The 16,688-nt window shown below is 58.0% G+C and carries 13 protein-coding genes; 6 read left to right on the forward strand and 7 right to left on the reverse strand.

The window, feature by feature from the left end; genetic code table 11:
* Positions 1-124: 124 nt before the first annotated feature.
* Positions 125-574 (reverse strand): DUF2251 domain-containing protein, encoded by a 450-nt coding sequence (locus BLT38_RS19120; RefSeq protein ID WP_083346612.1) that lies wholly within the window; start codon positions 572-574, stop codon positions 125-127.
* A gap of 107 nt (positions 575-681) precedes the next feature.
* On the opposite strand from BLT38_RS19120, the gene BLT38_RS19125 reads away from it, so the two are divergent.
* A complete protein-coding gene (locus tag BLT38_RS19125) occupies positions 682-1,884 on the forward strand; it encodes a glycosyltransferase family 39 protein (RefSeq protein ID WP_083346613.1) in 1,203 nt (400 codons plus the stop codon).
* Here BLT38_RS19125 and BLT38_RS19130 read toward each other — a convergent pair.
* The 3 genes from BLT38_RS19130 to BLT38_RS19140 form a co-directional block, all read right to left on the reverse strand.
* Positions 1,881-3,197 carry a hypothetical protein gene (locus BLT38_RS19130; protein WP_083346614.1) on the reverse strand — a complete coding sequence of 439 codons (1,317 nt, stop codon included), beginning with the start codon at positions 3,195-3,197 and terminating at the stop codon, positions 1,881-1,883. The genes BLT38_RS19125 and BLT38_RS19130 overlap by 4 nt on opposite strands.
* An 85-nt stretch (positions 3,198-3,282) precedes the next feature.
* Complete coding sequence (gene fabF, locus BLT38_RS19135) at positions 3,283-4,548, reverse strand: beta-ketoacyl-ACP synthase II (RefSeq protein ID WP_083346615.1); 1,266 nt, start codon at positions 4,546-4,548, stop codon at positions 3,283-3,285.
* 2 nt (positions 4,549-4,550) lie between these two features.
* The gene (locus BLT38_RS19140) at positions 4,551-4,793 is read right to left on the reverse strand and encodes an acyl carrier protein (protein WP_047490765.1); all 243 of its coding nucleotides are present in this window, start codon (positions 4,791-4,793) and stop codon (positions 4,551-4,553) included.
* Between the two features lie 322 nt (positions 4,794-5,115).
* Here BLT38_RS19140 and BLT38_RS19145 point away from each other — a divergent pair, with 322 nt between their 5' ends.
* Positions 5,116-6,417 carry a GGDEF domain-containing protein gene (locus BLT38_RS19145; protein WP_083346616.1) on the forward strand — a complete coding sequence of 434 codons (1,302 nt, stop codon included), beginning with the start codon at positions 5,116-5,118 and terminating at the stop codon, positions 6,415-6,417.
* On the opposite strand, the gene BLT38_RS19150 is transcribed toward BLT38_RS19145, so the two are convergent.
* From BLT38_RS19150 to BLT38_RS19160, 3 genes are all read right to left on the reverse strand, one after another.
* The gene (locus BLT38_RS19150) at positions 6,414-8,012 is read right to left on the reverse strand and encodes a DNA recombination protein RmuC (RefSeq protein ID WP_083346617.1); all 1,599 of its coding nucleotides are present in this window, start codon (positions 8,010-8,012) and stop codon (positions 6,414-6,416) included. The two genes, BLT38_RS19145 and BLT38_RS19150, sit on opposite strands and share 4 nt — an antisense overlap.
* Before the next feature lie 80 nt (positions 8,013-8,092).
* On the reverse strand, positions 8,093-8,836 hold the full coding sequence (locus BLT38_RS19155; protein ID WP_083346618.1) for a 3-keto-disaccharide hydrolase: 744 nt from the start codon (positions 8,834-8,836) through the stop codon (positions 8,093-8,095).
* 22 nt (positions 8,837-8,858) lie between these two features.
* A complete protein-coding gene (locus BLT38_RS19160; protein ID WP_231966630.1) occupies positions 8,859-10,268 on the reverse strand; it encodes a multicopper oxidase family protein in 1,410 nt (469 codons plus the stop codon).
* A gap of 202 nt (positions 10,269-10,470) precedes the next feature.
* On the opposite strand from BLT38_RS19160, the gene BLT38_RS19165 reads away from it, so the two are divergent.
* From BLT38_RS19165 to BLT38_RS19180, 4 genes are read left to right on the forward strand one after another with little or no spacing between them, the layout of a single operon-like run.
* Entirely contained in the window at positions 10,471-11,274 is an 804-nt protein-coding gene (locus tag BLT38_RS19165; RefSeq protein ID WP_083346620.1) for a DUF4159 domain-containing protein, read from the forward strand.
* A gap of 15 nt (positions 11,275-11,289) precedes the next feature.
* A complete protein-coding gene (locus tag BLT38_RS19170) occupies positions 11,290-13,584 on the forward strand; it encodes a glutamine amidotransferase (RefSeq protein WP_083346621.1) in 2,295 nt (764 codons plus the stop codon).
* Positions 13,581-14,504: a hypothetical protein gene (locus tag BLT38_RS19175; RefSeq protein WP_083346622.1), complete on the forward strand. Its 924-nt coding sequence runs from the start codon at positions 13,581-13,583 to the stop codon at positions 14,502-14,504. The genes BLT38_RS19170 and BLT38_RS19175 overlap by 4 nt, the downstream gene beginning before the upstream one ends.
* On the forward strand, positions 14,501-16,675 hold the full coding sequence (locus tag BLT38_RS19180) for a peptidase MA family metallohydrolase (RefSeq protein WP_083346623.1): 2,175 nt from the start codon (positions 14,501-14,503) through the stop codon (positions 16,673-16,675). The genes BLT38_RS19175 and BLT38_RS19180 overlap by 4 nt, the downstream gene beginning before the upstream one ends.
* The last annotated feature ends 13 nt before the right edge of the window (positions 16,676-16,688 follow it).

A 16,688-nucleotide genomic window follows, 5' to 3' on the forward strand; every position in this document is an offset into this window, starting at 1 on the left:
ACGCCGGTCGGGGCGTTTTGGTTCTAGGAACCTCTGTGAAGGGCTACGGAAGACAGCATAGACGCGGAGAGAGGGCACTTTCGAGGACCGGAAGACCCAAGCCCCGTGTCTGGCGCGATACGGCTTATTGTGCCGCTAGGGTGGCTTCTTCGAAGCGTGTCATGGCGGCGTCGTCCCAGGCGTGGGTGGTGGTGCGCCAGCGGTGGCTACCGTCGTCCATGAAGTTGGGGAAGTCGCTGCGGCAGAAGCTTTCTCGGCGCTCAAAGTCGACGAGCACTTGCGGGATGCCATCGATACGGAGGGCGGCCTGCTGGCCGTCGCGGCTCCATTCCACGGTGAGCAGGCGTTCGCGATCACCTTCGGACTCACGGCGCATGGCGGCGACGTTGTAGACCAGCATGGAGTCGAGGACGGTGATGTCGAATTCGTCTTCTACGGTGGCCAGGCGGCCGTCGCAGGCGTAGCAGTAGGCGGCCACGCCCTCATCTTCAAAGACCACGCGCCACGGGAGCTCGCGGATTGGGGAGTAGCTGACGAGGCGGCCGGAGCCTACGCGGAAGGTGAGGGAATCCATGTCTTTCAGGGTACGCGAGGATGAGGTTTTCGTAGGAGCCTGTTTGGCGGTTCCGCTGACTTGCTGAGTTTGGCTCAAGCTGCAACACTCGAAGATGCGTATCGACCATGAATTTTCGTATCCACTTCGGCAGGCCGCAACGGGTTGCGGCGCTGATCCTCCTGTTCTTTTTTGCGGAATGTCTCTACCTGATTGGGCGGACGGAACTTACTGACCGCGACTATCGCTATGCGCTGTGTGGACGTGAGATGTGGGAGAAGCCTGTTCCCACGGCCGGGTACTTCACCACCTGCGGCAACATGCAGGGCGATGGGACACTGGCATACCGTGCAGCCGCTCTACCGCTGACGGTGTACGTGAAGGCTTTGCAGGTTGCTGATTGGGTGGATGCGAAACGGCACGGTGCGGAAGCGCAGGACGATCCCACTGGTGGTTCGGTCTATGACCTGCGGCACCAGATTGTGGGAACGCGGTTCTTGCTGCGTGTGCCGTTTGCGTTGGCTGCCGCGTTGCTGGGAGCAGGGCTGTGGTGGGTAAGTCGCAGGTTGTTTGGCAATATCCCGGGAACGTTTGCGCTGGGGCTGTATTGTCTGTCGCCCGTGGTCCTGCGGTACGCGACCACTCCAAATAACGAGATTCTGGCGGCGTGGGGTTTGTTTGCCGTTGTGTATACGGCCATTGGCATTGCTCACGCCATGTACGGATCGCCGCGGAAGTGGCGTCCTCGGATTGTGCTGTACACCGTGGCGTTGGGACTTACGGCTTGCTCACACATCCTGGCGGCCTTAGTTGGCTTGATCGCTTCCGCGGTGTTCATGGTGTGGATTGCGGAGCGGCGCAGGACACTGGTGTTTCCGCTGCTGCTGGTGTCATCGTTTGGCGCCATGCTGATGGTGCTGGCTTCGTACGTGTTTCACATGAGCCTGTTCCTGTACGTGTTCACGGCAGGCGCGGCGCGATTCACGCTGGACTATCATCCGGCGCTGGAACTGCTGCGCGACCCCATGCAGGTGGCTGTCACAGGCATTCTTGCAATCGCAGTGGCGCTGTTTGTGCTGATGAAGCGGGCACGCTACTTCGGCAACGTTGTGCCGCTGCTGGTGGCGTTGGCGATTCTGCCCATCGTCACAACACAGGTGACCACGATTCCGGTGCTGTGGGCCTATCCGTTTCTGTTGACGTTCGCCGCGGGTGTGCTGGCCGATGCGAGCGAGACTCCGCAGCGCAAGCTGTTCCTGGCGACGATGCTGACGGCGCTGGTGTCACAGGCTGTCTGCTGTGGCACGTGGATCTATTTCCGTATGGCTTAAGCCATCTCTGGTTGCCTAGGAAGATCGCGCAGGATGGTTACGAGCAGGTATAGGTAGCACGCGGCAGGCAGCACCATGACGAGAAACTCAAAGGCTGCTAACGGGCTTCCTGTCATAAGGTCTGCATGAAGGCCGGTGGCGCTTTCCAGTGCCATGGGGCCGTACCAGAGGGAACTCTGGATCATGGAGAAAATCAAAAGCAATGCGTAGACCAAGGGAGCGATGCGGCGACCGCGGCGGAACGAGTCCAGAATGTATGCCGCCAGTGGGAATGAGGCAGGCAGCAGGTATACGGGGTAGGACTTCTTCGAAAAGAAGAGCAGGACAAGCTGGAGCGCGATGATGCCACACAGAAGAACGCGCATTTTTTCGCGGTCATCCGTTGCACGGAGTGAGCTTCGCGTAAGCCATAACAGAGCGAATGCATAAGCTGCTGCGAGGATGATGCTGGATACGGCTGGAGGAACCGCAAGCCCTGTAAGTGCCGTAAAGGCGTACGGCGCTCCACCCGCAGTTGCAAGCGCCCCTTCGGTTTTGAGTGATTGAAGAATGTCGGCGTGCTTCGCCATCAATGCGCCATAGGCGATGACTGGCAGCAGAAGTCCTCCGCAGATCCACACCCAGCGGCGACGCGCTGCAGCAAAGATCTGTGGGATCAGGATGATGGGCAGGAACTTAACGACGACCAGCGGCGCGGTGGCGGCCATGCCGGAAAAGAAATCGCTACGAGCCACGAGCGCTACTGCCGTTCCCAGAAGAAGGAAGATGATTGCGTCGTTGCGACCGTCGGCGGCGATGTTCCAGAGCAGCAACGGCTGCGTCATGACCATGAGGGCAACACAACGCGTGCGATCTTCCGGGAGCCAGCGGCGCAATGCTGTTAGCCAGATTGGGAACGCTGCTACATCGCAAATGATCACCAACAGCAGGAGCGCGTATCCGTTGTTCCAGATGCGAAGAGCAGTTGCATCAAGATATGAATGCAGTGGGCCGTAGCTCGAATGAAAATCGATGTAAGGGATCTTGCCGTTCAGAACTTCTCGGGCCTGCGGAAGATAGTACGCCGGAACGTCCGCATGCAGCGGCACGTGTGCCACGATCAAGGGCAGGAAGATGGCGAGGTGCAACAGAGCAAATCCTGCTGTCGTGGCAATGTCGAAGGAGCGCTTGTTCAAGCGCGTGAGACTTGCGGGAACACCCCGAAAGCACAGGAAAATCGCGACGCAAGCACCCAGCAGCCCTAGTGTGGCGCGGCTGCCAAGTGTCAGGACATCATGAGAATGTTTTAGGTCGCCAAGCGTGGCAAGAAGCATGATTGTGCCTTCACACTAACCGGGTGGCAATCTCAAGGCAAATGAAACACGGGGCGTTCATAGCCCCGTGTTTTATTTGCATGTCTTATTCTGTCCAGCGCTTGAAGATGAGCGAGCCATTGGTGCCGCCGAAGCCGAAGGAGTTGGAGAGGGCGTAGGTCATCTCTTTTTCCACGGGCTTGTTGGGCACGTAGTTCAAGCGGCATTCGGGATCCACGTTGTCCAGATTGATGGTCGGTGGAGCGATGCCCTTCTGCAATGCCATGAGCGTGATGCCTGCTTCCAAGCCGCCTGCGCCGCCAAGGAGGTGGCCGGTCATGGACTTGGTTGAGCTGACGAGTAGCTTGTGGCTCAGAGCGTGCTCGCCAAAAATCGTCTCCATGCCCTTGCTCTCCATTGCGTCGCCAAGCGGCGTGGAGGTGGCGTGAGCATTTACGTAATCGATCTGTTCGGGCTGCAGGTCAGCGGTCTTCAGTGCGTTCCGCATGGCACGTGCGCATCCCTCGCCTTCGGGGGCCATGCCAGTCATGTGGAATGCGTCAGAGCTCATGCCGTAGCCAACAACTTCACCCAGGATCTTTGCACCGCGAGCCTTGGCGAATTCCAGCTCTTCCAGGATGAGGATGCCCGCGCCTTCGCCGATGACGAAGCCGTCGCGATCCTTATCCCACGGACGAGATGCCTTTTCCGGAGCGTCGTTGCGTGTGGAGAGCGCCTTCATGTTGGCGAAGCCGCTTACGCCCAGGGGCGTGATGGCAGCTTCTGAGCCGCCCGCGATCATGGCATCGGCATCGCCGCGCTGAATGATGCGGAAGGCGTCGCCAATGGCGTGCGCCGAGGTGGTGCAGGCGGTCGCCGTGGCCTCGTTGGGGCCCTTTGCTCCGTACTTGATGGAGACATGGCCTGCGGCGAGGTTCACGATGGACGCCGGGATGAAGAAGGGAGATACCTTACGCGGGCCACCGTTCATCAGGTTGGTGTGCTCGCGCTCAATGATGTCGAATCCGCCGATGCCGGAGCCGATATGGACACCGATCATCTCTGCGTTTTCCGGCGTGACCTGCAGACCGGAGTGCTCCATGGCCTCTGCAGCCGCAGCCATTGCGAAGTGGATGAAGCGGCCCATCTTGCGGGCCTCTTTCTTTTCCACGAACACGTGCGGATCAAAGTCCTTGACTTCCGCGGCAAACAGCACGGAATGGCCTTCGAGATCGAAGGCCGTAATCCCTGCCATGCCGCTCTTGCCAGCCATCAGCGATTCCCACACAGCCGGAGCCGTGTTGCCGATGCCGCAGATCAGTCCGATGCCCGTTACGACAACGCGTCGTGCGGGAATTGTTGCTTGTGCCACGATTACTTCGCCTTTGCGTGCGCTTCGATGTAGTCCGTTGCGTCCTTGACGGTCTTGATCTTCTCAGCGTCTTCGTCAGGGATCTGAATGTCGAAGGCTTCTTCAAACTGCATCACGAGCTCAACCACGTCGAGCGAGTCTGCGCCCAGGTCTTCCTGGAAGCTGGCGCCGGGGGTTACCTCGGCCTCGTCCACCTGGAGCTGCTCCACGATGATGCTTTTCACCTTCTCGTCAACCGATGCCATTGCTTTCTCCTAAACAGAACCTATTGAAAATGATTACTGCAAACCCGTTTGGATGCGGAATCCGGACAACAAAACGCTCCGGACCTCCGGATGCCCTTTTCGGCATGCTGAACCGCTAACCAGTGTACAGAGGCCGGGGCCGCGTTACCAGAGAAGAGCCATCTTCCGGGCGCTTTTTACCATGCGGTGTCCGATTAATACATTTTTACAAAGCGTCATCTTAGGGCATCTAAAGTAGTCTGCAGTGGGTATGTGAGGTATCCGGAGGCGGATTTTCCGTCGTCGCCGGTGAACGGATGAACGAAAACCAAGACGAGACCGAATGAATTACCTCCTGCTACCGGATTTTTTCGCGATGTCACTGTTGGTGGGCGTGCTGTTGGCAGTGCGCCAGCGGCATCGTGACCGGGAGGGACTGCGGCTGTGGATCGGCGGATTGATGCTGATCCTGCTGGAATGCGCTGCTCACATCATTTACGTGCTGCGGAATGTATCCCTGACGGCGCATCGGATATCGCACGTGGTGGCGCTGGATGCTTACCTGCTGGCGGGCATCCTGTTTGTCTTTTCGGCGGTGGCATCGCTGCGTTCCGTACCGCGCCGGATGTTGATGGTCTGCATGAACTCCATTCCTCTGCTGGTGATGCTGGGCTATTACGGAATGGATGGAAGAAAGGCATCGGTCTATTGGGCCTGCATTGCTGTTGGTGCTGCGGTGAAGTTGATTTCCTGCGTGCAGACCAAAAGCTGGGTCCACTTTGGCGTTCTCACCATCCTGTGGGGCTCGAATGCCTTGTTCGTGTTTGGGGGACAGTACCGGAACGCCGTTTATGTCAGCCTTGCGCTGGTTTATTTGCTGTGCGCCTTCGCTTTTTATCACTCGCTGCCCAGAAGCAGCCGCGGAAGCGTGGCAGTGATCGGTGGATTCGCAATGTGGGCTCTCTGCTTCGCGATTCATCCCTGGATATCGGAGAAGCACCCGCAGTGGAGTGATTTCGCCAGCGAAGTCTGGAACATGCAGAAATTCATCATCACCGTTGGACTGCTGGTGGTGATGCTGGAGGATCAGCTATCGAACAGCGAATGGCTGGCGCTGCATGATGAACTCACAGGTCTGCCGAATCGCCGGCATTTTGATGACAGGCTGAATTTCCTGCTGACGCATGCGGAACCGGAGCATCACAGCGTGAGTGTATTCACTCTGGATCTGAATGGGTTCAAGCAGGTGAATGACACGCTGGGGCACGACGCAGGCGACATCTTGTTGAAGACGGTTGCCATGAACCTGGCGACGACGGCAAAGCCGCTCGGGATGGTGGCGCGGCAGGGTGGCGATGAGTTTTCCGTCGTTGTGAATGGCGCGGATGAGTTGGAGAACCTGCAGATCCGCAAGCTCCTGCTGGAGGCTGTGGAAGAGCCGGTGAACCTGGGGCCGCGCTATGCGGATCGCGTGGTGCGCGTTTCTGCAAGCATCGGTGTGGCGACGTTCCCACAGGATGCAGAAGAGCAGGGCGCGCTGATGCGTCTGGCAGACCAACGCATGTACGAGCAGAAGGCAATGCGCGATTCGCTGCGACGCAGTCGTGGATCGTCGGAGCGTACGGCGCAGTTGCAGTCGGCTTAGGAGTCGTCTTCGTCGGCAGCAAAGAGAGCGGGTGTAACTCCGGCTGGTTCGAAAGAGAGCAGGCCGCTCTTTGGCGGTGTTTCCAACGCAGGTAGTTCACTCACATCATGGAGCTTGCGATTGATCTGCCGGGTGCGGGTGCCAATGTCGCCGAGCGTGTTCTGGACTGTCTTGACGTTGTTTTGCACCTTGTCCATGAGGAGTTCGAATTTGCCGAACTCTTTTTTCACATTGGCGAGTACGTTCCAAACTTCGCTGCCCTTTTGCTGAATAGCGAGCGTGCGGAAGCCCATCTGGAAGCTGGTAAGAATGGCCATGAAGCTGGATGGCCCTGCCACGGTGACGCGACACTGCGACTGCAGTTCTGCCTGTAAGCCGGGGCGGCGCATCACTTCTGCATAAAGCGCTTCCGTGGGAAGGAACATGATGCCCACCGGGAGGGTCTTCGGCGGGTCGATGTATTTGTCGCAGATACGCTTTCCTTCGGTGCGGATGGCGCGTTCAAATGCGTTCCCAGCCTTGTCCTGCTCTTCCTTGGTGCCGTGCTCGTAGGCCCATTCCAGGCGCTCCCAATCTTCGCGGGGGAACTTGGCGTCGATGGGGAGAAGGACGTGGTTGTTGTCGCCCTCAGGGATTTTCAGAGCGAATTCCACCGCCTCGCCCGAGCCTTCTTTGATCTTCGCGTTCACCAGGTATTGGTCGCGGCTAAACATTTGTTCAAGCTGCATGCCGAGCTGGAATTCGCCCACAACACCGCGGGATTTCACGTTGGAGAAGACACGCTTCAGGTCGCTGACGCCGGTTGCCAGCTCCTTCATTTCGCCCAGGCCGGTGTGGACCTTGGTGAGTTGATCGCTGACTGTGCCGAAGCTGGCTGTGAGGCGCTCGTTCAATGTGGATTGCAGCTTTTCGTCCACGATGACGCGCATTTCGTCCAGCTTGGCGGCGTTGTCCGTGTTCAGGGTGCGCAGACCGGACTCGACGGTCTTCTTGAGTGCTTCGCCTCCCTCGCGCTGTTCCGAACGGATGCTTGAGAAGGCCTGTTGCAACGATTCGCGCAGGGTCTCGTTGTTCTTCGTGTTGTTGGCGGTAAGTTCCGTGAGGGCGCTGTTGAGCGCAACGCGAGATTCGCGTTCCTGCTTTGCGGCCTCTGCGAAGAAGGTTTCGAGGCGCTGACCAATGCGGTTAAGTTCAGCTGTGACAGCTTCGCGGAGCTTGTTGGCGGCTTCGGTGTTGTCTGTACGGAAGCTGCCGAAGGCGTTCGCGTTTTCGGTGCGGGAGGCGGTGATGCCTTCGTTGATTGCCTTCGACAGCGTCGTGATGGAACTGCTGACTTCTTCGCGCAGGTTGCGGCTGGTCTGTTCGGCCGCGTGGCGAGCCTGCGTGGCGTTTTCAGCCTGCTCACGGCGCAGCTCGACGACTTGGTTCCGCATGGCCGCATCGCTCGCGTCGAGCTTAGCGGCGAGCTGAATCATGGCATCCGGCAGGGCGGAAAGACGCGGGTCGGCGGCGGTGTTCGCGCCGGATTTACGCGCCAGTAGAACGACCAGAAGAACCAGAAGGATGAGTTGTAGCGCCAGGACGGCCAGCAGCATGTTTTCGCTTTCCCTTCACTTTCAGCATACGCTGTGGCCGGGTTTATTGCTGCCGTCCTGATTGCGGAAAACTCGGCGTGCTAGGGCAGTTCGCGAAGTTTGATATTGCGGAACTGAACGGGGAAACCGTGGTCCTGCAACAGGATGTAGCCGCGGTCCGCTTCGCCGAAGCCGGGGTAAACGTGGTACTTGCTGCCTGCGACGAGTGCGCGGAAGGCCGGGGTCTTGCGGTCGTATTCGACGACCTTGACGCCGTTCAGCCAATGTTCGCCGTGTGTGCCGCGAATGACGATGCGGGCGGTGTTCCATTCGCCGATGGGATGGGGGGGCTTGTTCGCGGCGGCGGGGATCATGTCGTACAGCGAGGCGATGGTGCGGTCGCCGTCTTTGCCCAGCTTGGCGTCGGGGTGCCGGGCATCGTCAAGAATCTGGTACTCGAAACCGATGTTCGAGCCGTGGCCCTCGTGGCCGGGTGTGTCGTTCAGGTTGACGAAGTACTTGATGCCGGAGTTCGCGCCGGGCGTGATGCGGAAGTCAACGGTGAGTTCGAAGTTGGTGTATTCGCGCGTGGTGATGATGTCGCCTGCGTTGCCGCCCTCTTCGCCGCCCGACTCAGTCACGGCAAGCAGGCCGTCCTTCACTTCCCAACCTGAAGCAGGGAAAGCGTTGGAGCGTGTGCTGCGCCAGCCAGTGCTGTCGTGGCCGTTGAATAGTAGCTTCCAGCCCGCGGACTTTTCTGCGGGAGTGAGCGTGTTGGGTGCCTGAGCAGGCGCGGTTTGCACGCTGAGAATCGCGGCCACCATGAAAATGCTGAAGATGCGCATGGCAGGAACGATACGCCTGTGGCTACGTGGTGCGGAAGAGGGCCTTGAAGCCGTAGTCCATGTGTTGCTGGATGTGGCAGTGAAAGAGCGAGAGGCCGGACTGATCTGCGGTGAAGTCGACGACGGCGCGACCGTAGTAGGGGACGACGACTGTGTCCTTCATAAGGCCGCCCATTTTTTTGCCGTTCATCTCAACGACTTCCCACAGGTGGCGGTGCAGGTGCATGGGGTGCGCGTCGTCGGTCCAGTTGCGCATGATGAGGCGGTAACGCTCGCCGCGCTGAAGTACGAATTCGTTTTCGTGTGGGTAGGGCTTGCCGTTGATGGTCCACACGTTGAATTTGCCCATGCCGCGCGGCAGTTTCTCAAAGTGCATGTCGATGACGTTCTTCGGAACAGGTTGCGTGGATTGCGGCAAGGCGAAGTGGGTGTAGTCCCAAAGCTCTTTCTTGGGATCGATCCATTTGGGCTGGTTCTTGAGCCCGGCGTACTCCACAATGCAGCCAAGACCACCTTCGCGCACCATCTTCTCCGTGCCGCCCAGAATCCATACGCCGGGGTTGTTCATGATGACTTCCACGTCGGCTCGTTCACCTGCACCCAAAAACACGCTGCTGCGATCTGCTGGCTTCGGTACGGGGTTGCCGTCGAGGCCGATGACACGCATGGTGTGGCCCGCGAGTGCGACGCGACGATTCTCAATGGGGCTGGCGTTGCAAAAGTGAATCAGCAGCTTCTGCCCCTGTTTCACGCGGATGGGATCGCCTGCGCCTAACGCTTTGTCGTTGATGCTGTAGGCGACGGAGACGACTTCCAGGCCGTTGGGATCGGTGTTGATCTTCGGCGGCTTTTCGAGCATGGGTGCGTCGTGGGTGTCGTCGTCATCGTCTTCCATGCTGCCGGAGAAGAACGGCTCCCAGTCGCGCAGGGTGAGGAAGAGTTCCTGGTCGTAACTGCCTTTGTCGTTGCCGTCTTCCACGTACACGAGGCCGAACTGGCCGGTATAGCCGCCTTTGTGCAGGTCGTCCATGGCCATGGCGTGCGAGTGGTACCAGCGCAGGCCGGATGGGCCGGGTGTAAACGTGACGCGGCGGTGCCCGTGTGGCGGAACGACGGGCGATTGTTCTTCCTCGGTGCCGTCAGCCTCGGCGGGGATGATCATGCCGTGCCAATGGACGAGTTCTGGTGTGTCAGTTTCGTTAAATATGTCGACCGTGACAGGCTTGCCTGCCTTCATCCGAAGCAAGGGGCCGGGGGCCGAACCGTTGTACCCGATGGTGGAGATGGATCGCTGCGGGTCCAGGTCAACCTGCACGGGCGCGATACGGAGTTCAAAATCGGCTTTGGGCTGTTGTGCGAATAGGGGCAACGGCCGCGCCAGATGGCCGAGTGTGGCGAGCGAGCCCATCTTCAGAAGGTGGCGCCGGTCCAAGGCTACCTCACATTTCTTTAGAAATGCCGCTCACGTGCCGGGTGGCTGCATCGTCTCATGCGCCAGATAGTCGCTGCAACTGTTTCAACGACACTGCAACCACTGCGCGGTGTCGTCCGTCTGTATCGGTAAGACGCACGCGATTTCTGTTAGTCTCAGCCGCACAAGCACGCACACCGCTTTTGTTGGAGGACGCCTCCCGATGAAGCTTTCGCGCATTGCATTGCTCGCCGCCCTGGGCGGAACCGTGTGTGCTGTTGGCGTTCGTGCGTGGCAGCGTGTGGGCAACTTCGGTTTTGGTAGTGACGATTCGCCTTCCAACGTGAAGTCAGAGTTCTACTGGTCGCGATTGTCGTATGCGTCGTCCCTCTCCAGCTACGGCGGCTATGGCGGCGGCTACTTCGGACGCTATTCCTGGGCGCGTGATTATCCCAAGGCAGACCGGCAGTTTCTGATTGCTATGCATCGGTTGACGCGCATTGATGGGCGTCCGTATGAGCAGGTAGTGAACCTGGATTCCGACGAAATCTTCAACTATCCGTGGATTTACGCGGTGCAGGTGCAGACGTGGAGCTTCACAGATGATGAGGCGAAGCGGCTGCACGACTATCTGCTGAAGGGTGGCTTCCTGATGGTGGATGACTTCCACGGCACCGACGATTGGGACAACTTTATGCGCGGCATGCGGCAGGTGCTGCCAGACAGCCCCGTGGAAGATCTGCAATCGAATGATGAAATCTTTCACACGCTGTACGACGTGGATGACAAGATGCAGATTCCCGGCGAGCATTACATCCGCACGCATCGCACCTATGAAAAGGATGGCTATCAGCCGAAGTGGCGTGCCATCCGCGATAAAGATGGCCGCATTATGGTGGCCATCTGCCACAACATGCACCTTGGCGATGCGTGGGAGTGGGCCGATGATCCTTACTATCCTGAACCGTTTGCCTCCATGGCGTTTCGCGTGGGGCTGGACTACATCCTGTATGGCATGACGCACTGAGGCGCTCTCCCAAACATGTTTCCGCTGCTCTTCAAGTATCCGAGTACGGTGTTTGCGAAGGGACATCTTGTGTTCCTGTCGCGGTGGCCTGTGTGGCTGCTGCCGTTGCTCGTGGTGTTGGCAGTAGTTGGTCTTGGCGTATTGATTCGTTATCGTCTGCGGCAGATCAAGCCGTATCGCAACGAAACTCCGGCAATGACACATCGGCGTGCGTGGAGCGTGTGGGCGCTGCAGTCAGCTCTGGTGGCCTTGATTCTTCTGTTGCTGTGGCAGCCCGCGTTGTCGGTTGCGGAATTGAGTTCACAGCAGAACATCATCGCGGTGGTGGTGGATGACTCGCGTTCTATGGCCACAGCGGACGCGGATGGAAAGCCACGCATTGATGTTGCGCTGAACGCGTTGCGCGGCGGTCTGCTGGATGGCTTGAACAAACGTTTTCACACGCGGCTGTACACGCTAGATAGCAAGTTAACAAAGGTTGATTCGCTGAATGGCATGGCTGCCGCCGGAAGCGCAACGCACCTGGGCGATGGATTGCAGCAGCTTGCCACGGAGACGGCAGATTTGCCAGTGGGTGCTGTTGTTTTGCTAACGGATGGCAGCGAGAACGCTGCGGGACTTGGTGGCAGCGGCATCTCGCTTGCTGCGATGCAGGCTTTGCGGAATCGCAGATTGCCGGTGCATACCGTTGCATTTGGCTCAGACAAGCCGCTGCACGATCTTGAGATGGAAGATGTCAGCGTTGCGCCGAATACTGTGGTGAACGCGCGCACGGCTGCTTCGTTGACGTTCATGCAGCATGGTTATGCGAATCGACAGGCTACGTTGACGATTCGTGATGGCGATCGAACGCTTGCGGCAAGGAGCATCACGCTGCAGCGCGATGGCGTGATGCAAACAGAGCCGCTGTTCTTCTCTGCGGGCGATGCGGGAGCGCGGACGCTTGTGTTTTCCGTGGAACCATTCGCGGATGAGAGTAACGCGAAGAACAATGCATTGACTCGGCCTGTGCTGGTGCGCGATGCGAAGCGCCGCATCTTGTATGTGGAAGGCGAGCCACGATGGCAATTCCGTTTTCTGCGACGTGCGGAAGAAGATGATCCTTCTGTGCAGATTGTCTCGATGCTACGCACCAGCGAGAACAAGATTTATCGGCAGGGCATCAATGGCCCGGATGAACTTGCCGAGGGATTTCCAACCAAGGCCGAAGACCTGTTTGCATATAGCGGCATCATCATCGGTTCCGTTGCTGCAGATTACTTCACACCTGCGCAGCAGGAGTTGATTCGTGAGTATGTGGATCGACGCGGTGGCGGCGTTTTGTTTCTCGGCGGTAGGCAAGCGCTGAGTGATGGTGGTTGGACGGCGTCAAGTCTGAATGAGTTGATGCCTACGTTTCTACCCTCCGGAACGAATCATTTCAAACGCAATGCGGCGCTGGTGAACCTAACGGACGCGGGTGTTGCATCACCGACGACACGGCTCTTGGAAGACCCACAGAAGAATGCGGAGCGTTGGCGAAAGCTCACGTATCTTGCAGATTTTGAAGATCCGGGCAGCGCAAAGCCTGGAGCGACAGTGCTTGCGGAGATGAACAGTGGCGGCAAGCGTATGCCGTTTCTCATTACGCAGAACTATGGCAATGGACGCACCGCAATTCTGGCTAGCGGTGGTACGTGGCGATGGCAGATGAGCGAGGCGCTGGGTGATCTATCGCACAATCTTTTCTTTCAGCAGTTACTGCGTTGGTTAGTGGCGGATACACCGGGTGCTGTGAGCGTGAACACATCGGCTCGCACGTTGTCAGACACAGGGCGTATCGATATCACGGCTACGGTGCATGACAAGCAGTTTCAACCCGCACGTGATGCCCACGTGATGGCCCACGTGACTGGGCCTGCTGGCGTTGACGCAGCCTTGGAGATGAAGGCTTCGCAGGAGACGCCGGGCTTGTATACAGCGAGTTACACGGCGGAGAAGACTGGCCCATATCTCACGGAGGTAACGGCAACCTCTGACAAGGATGAGCTAGGGCGCGATACCGCAACGTTTCAGCGTGAAGACGGCGTTGCAGAGGCGTTTCACACCGAAGCAAATCCGAAGCTGCTGGAACAGCTTGCCCGCGATACGGGCGGTAGTGCGTGGGCAGGGAATGATCTGAAGAATCTACCGCAGGATATTTCATACTCCGAGGCCGGCATCTCCGTTCGCTCCATCAAAGAGCTTTGGAATATGCCGATTGTGTTTGTGCTGTTGTTGGCATTGCCGCTGGCCGAATGGTTGATGCGTCGGAAGTGGGGTGTCGTATGAGGCGACTCCTCTTCTTGTTTTTGAGTTTCCTCTTCACGCTGCATGCTGCGGCTGCAACGTATTACGTGACCGTTGCAGGGCTGGGCGGTGAGCCGGATTACGAGCAGCGCTTCACGGCGAATGCAAAAGATTTAGATAAGGTGTTCCGCGGAATAACAGGTGCGCACGTTGTTACTTTGACTGGAGCGCAGGCCACTGCAGCCCAGCTGCGCGCAGTGTTGTCGAATGTAGCCCAGCAAGCAACGGCAACTGATGACTTTGTACTGGTGCTCATTGGGCATGGATCGTTCGATGGAACGGAATACAAGTTCAACCTTGTGGGTCCAGATCTGACGGCTGCGGAGATCGCTGCGATGTGCGATCGCATTCCATCGAAGCGACAGTTGGTGGTGGACACCACGAGTTCAAGCGGTGGCGCAGTAGCTGCATTGGAGCGCAGTGGCCGTGTTGTGATCGCGGCGACGAAATCTGGCACAGAGAAAAATGCGACGGTCTTCGCGCGGTATTTTGTCGAATCGTTGCAGGATAGTTCTGCGGATGTGGATAAGAATGAATCGCTGACAGCAGCAGAGGCTTATACCTATGCGTCGCGCAAGACCGCAGCGTTTTATGAGTCGCAGAAGCGGTTGGCGACGGAGCATGCCGTGTTCAACGACACCGGCCATGGCGAAGCGGTACGCGATGCCGGGAATGGCCAAGGCCAATTGATGGCCAGCTTTACACTGCTGCGTTATGGCGCCGCGCAGAAGGCTGCGAGCGATCCGGCGAAGCAGTCACTCCTTGCGAAAAAGGAAGAGCTGGAACAGAAGATTGATGTGCTGAAGTACAACAAGGCCGCGATGGATCCCGCGGAGTACAAGCAGCAATTGACCGCGGCGTTGTTGGAACTAGCGCGAGTGCAGGGGGAATTGGATAAATGAAACCCTTGCTTGCATTCGTCTTGTTCGCTTCTGCTGCGCACGCCGTGACACCTGCGGATTGTTGGAAGTTGGTGCATCATGGCCAGTCTTCACGTGCCTGCTTTACGCAATTAACGGAAAGCAGCAGCGCGTATGACCGTGCGGAGGGCGCGTGGGGGCTCGAGGACTGGCAGAGCGCGAACGAAAATTTCCGTGATGCCGCCGCAAGCGCGAGCAGTCCCGCAATGTACAAAGTCCGGTGGGGCATGTTGCTGCATGAGCGATTCAACAATGCGGAGGCCGCAGATCTGTTTCGCGAAGCACTGCAGAAAGACCCGAATAGTGCGCAGGCGTATTTGGGTCTTGCGACTGTGGAGGCTGAAGATTACAGCGGTAATCCGAATGCTTCGATTGCAAAGGCGCTCGAGCATGATCCGAAGTTGTCTGCCGCGCATGAGCTTGCAGCGAAGATCGCTTTGGATAACGACAATCGAGAGCTGGCCGAGAAGGAAGCAGATGCTGCATTGGTACTGGATGCGGAAGCGACAAGCGCCATGGCAACGCATGCTGCGTTGGAGCTGATCGCAGATCGTCCTGCAGATGCGTGGCTTGCGAAGATTGCAGCGGTGAATCCGCATGATGGTGCCGCGTATATGCAGATGGCACATCATCTCGAACTGCATTACCGCTTTAATGATGCCGCCGCGTATTACCGCAAAGCAACGGAGAAGCAGCCGGAGTTATGGGCTGCGCACTCGGCTTTGGGTGTGGAGGAGATGCGGCTAGGCCGTGCAGAGGAACCGCAGAAGGAACTGGAGCTTGCCTATAACAACAGCTATCGGGACCCCGAGACAGTGAATAGTTTGCGGCTGCTGGATTCGCTGGCCAAGTTCAAGACGGTGAAGGATGCGAGCACAGTGTTGATCCTCGATCCCAAGGAGAGTGATCTTCTCGCACCGTACATCCAAGCTGAGCTGCACAGCATTCTGGCGACGTATTCAAAAAAGTACGCGATGGAGCTGCATGGTCGGGTGCAGGTGGAGATGTATCCCAATCACGAGGACTTTGCGGTGCGCACCATGGGCATGCCGGGGTTGGGTGCGCTGGGTGTGACGTTTGGGCAGGTGATTGCGATGGATTCGCCATCGGGACGCAAGCCGGGAGAGTTTAACTGGGGCGCAACATTGTGGCATGAGATGAGTCACGCCTACATCATCACTGCGACGAATCAACGCGTGCCGAGATGGTTCACCGAGGGCCTCGCAGTTCATGAGGAAGGGCAGCGTTCGGCGGAGTGGAGAGACCGCGTGACGCCGGATATTCTGCTGGCGATTCGCGATAAGAAGTTGATGCCGGTGGACAAGCTGGATCGTGGATTTGTGCACCAGGAATATCCGGGACAGGTACTGGTGAGCTATTTCCAGGCGGGCGCCATTTGCGATTACATCGGCAATACAGCAGGTGAGGCGAAGCTATTAGACATAGTGCACGCGTACGCCGCCGGGCAGGACACGAAGCAGGCGCTGCAGTCGGTGCTGCACCTTTCGACGGAAGAGTTTGACAAGCAGTTTCTCGCTTCGATCGATAAGCAATATGGCAAAGAAGCGCAGGGCTTTGATGCATGGCGCGCGAAGTTGAAAGCGATTGTCGCTTCTTCCGAAGCCAAGCAGTATGACGATGTAATCGCAAATGCGCCCGCGGCGATTGCGCTGTACCCCGAATATACCGGCGATGCGAATGCGTATGAATTGCTTGCAGATGCGCAGCATGTAAAGGGAAATGCCGCGGAAGAAGCGAAGGCTTTGAATGCTTATATCCATGCAGGTGGACAGCAACCGGAGTTGTTGAAGCGGCTCGCAGCATTCCAGGAGAAAGCAGGTGATTCGCCTGCTGCCATCGCAACCTTGACGCGCATCCTCTATATCTATCCGGTGCGCGATACGGAGTTGCACAAGCATCTTGGATCGCTGTTGCTTGCGGCGAAGCAGTATGACGGTGCGGTGCGTGAATATGCCGCAGCCGTCGCAACACGTCCCCTCGATATGGCGGGCGCGCAGTATGACTTGGCATCTGCGTACATGGCAGGGGGGCAACGCGATAAGGCGCAGGAGACTGTGTTGCTGGCGCTTGAAGCAGCGCCGGATTTTCGTCCTGCGCAGAAGCTCTTACTTGAATTGCAACAAACGAAGTGAAAGGAACGCGAGA

Source organism: Terriglobus roseus, from assembly GCF_900102185.1.
Classification (GTDB): domain Bacteria; phylum Acidobacteriota; class Terriglobia; order Terriglobales; family Acidobacteriaceae; genus Terriglobus; species Terriglobus roseus_A.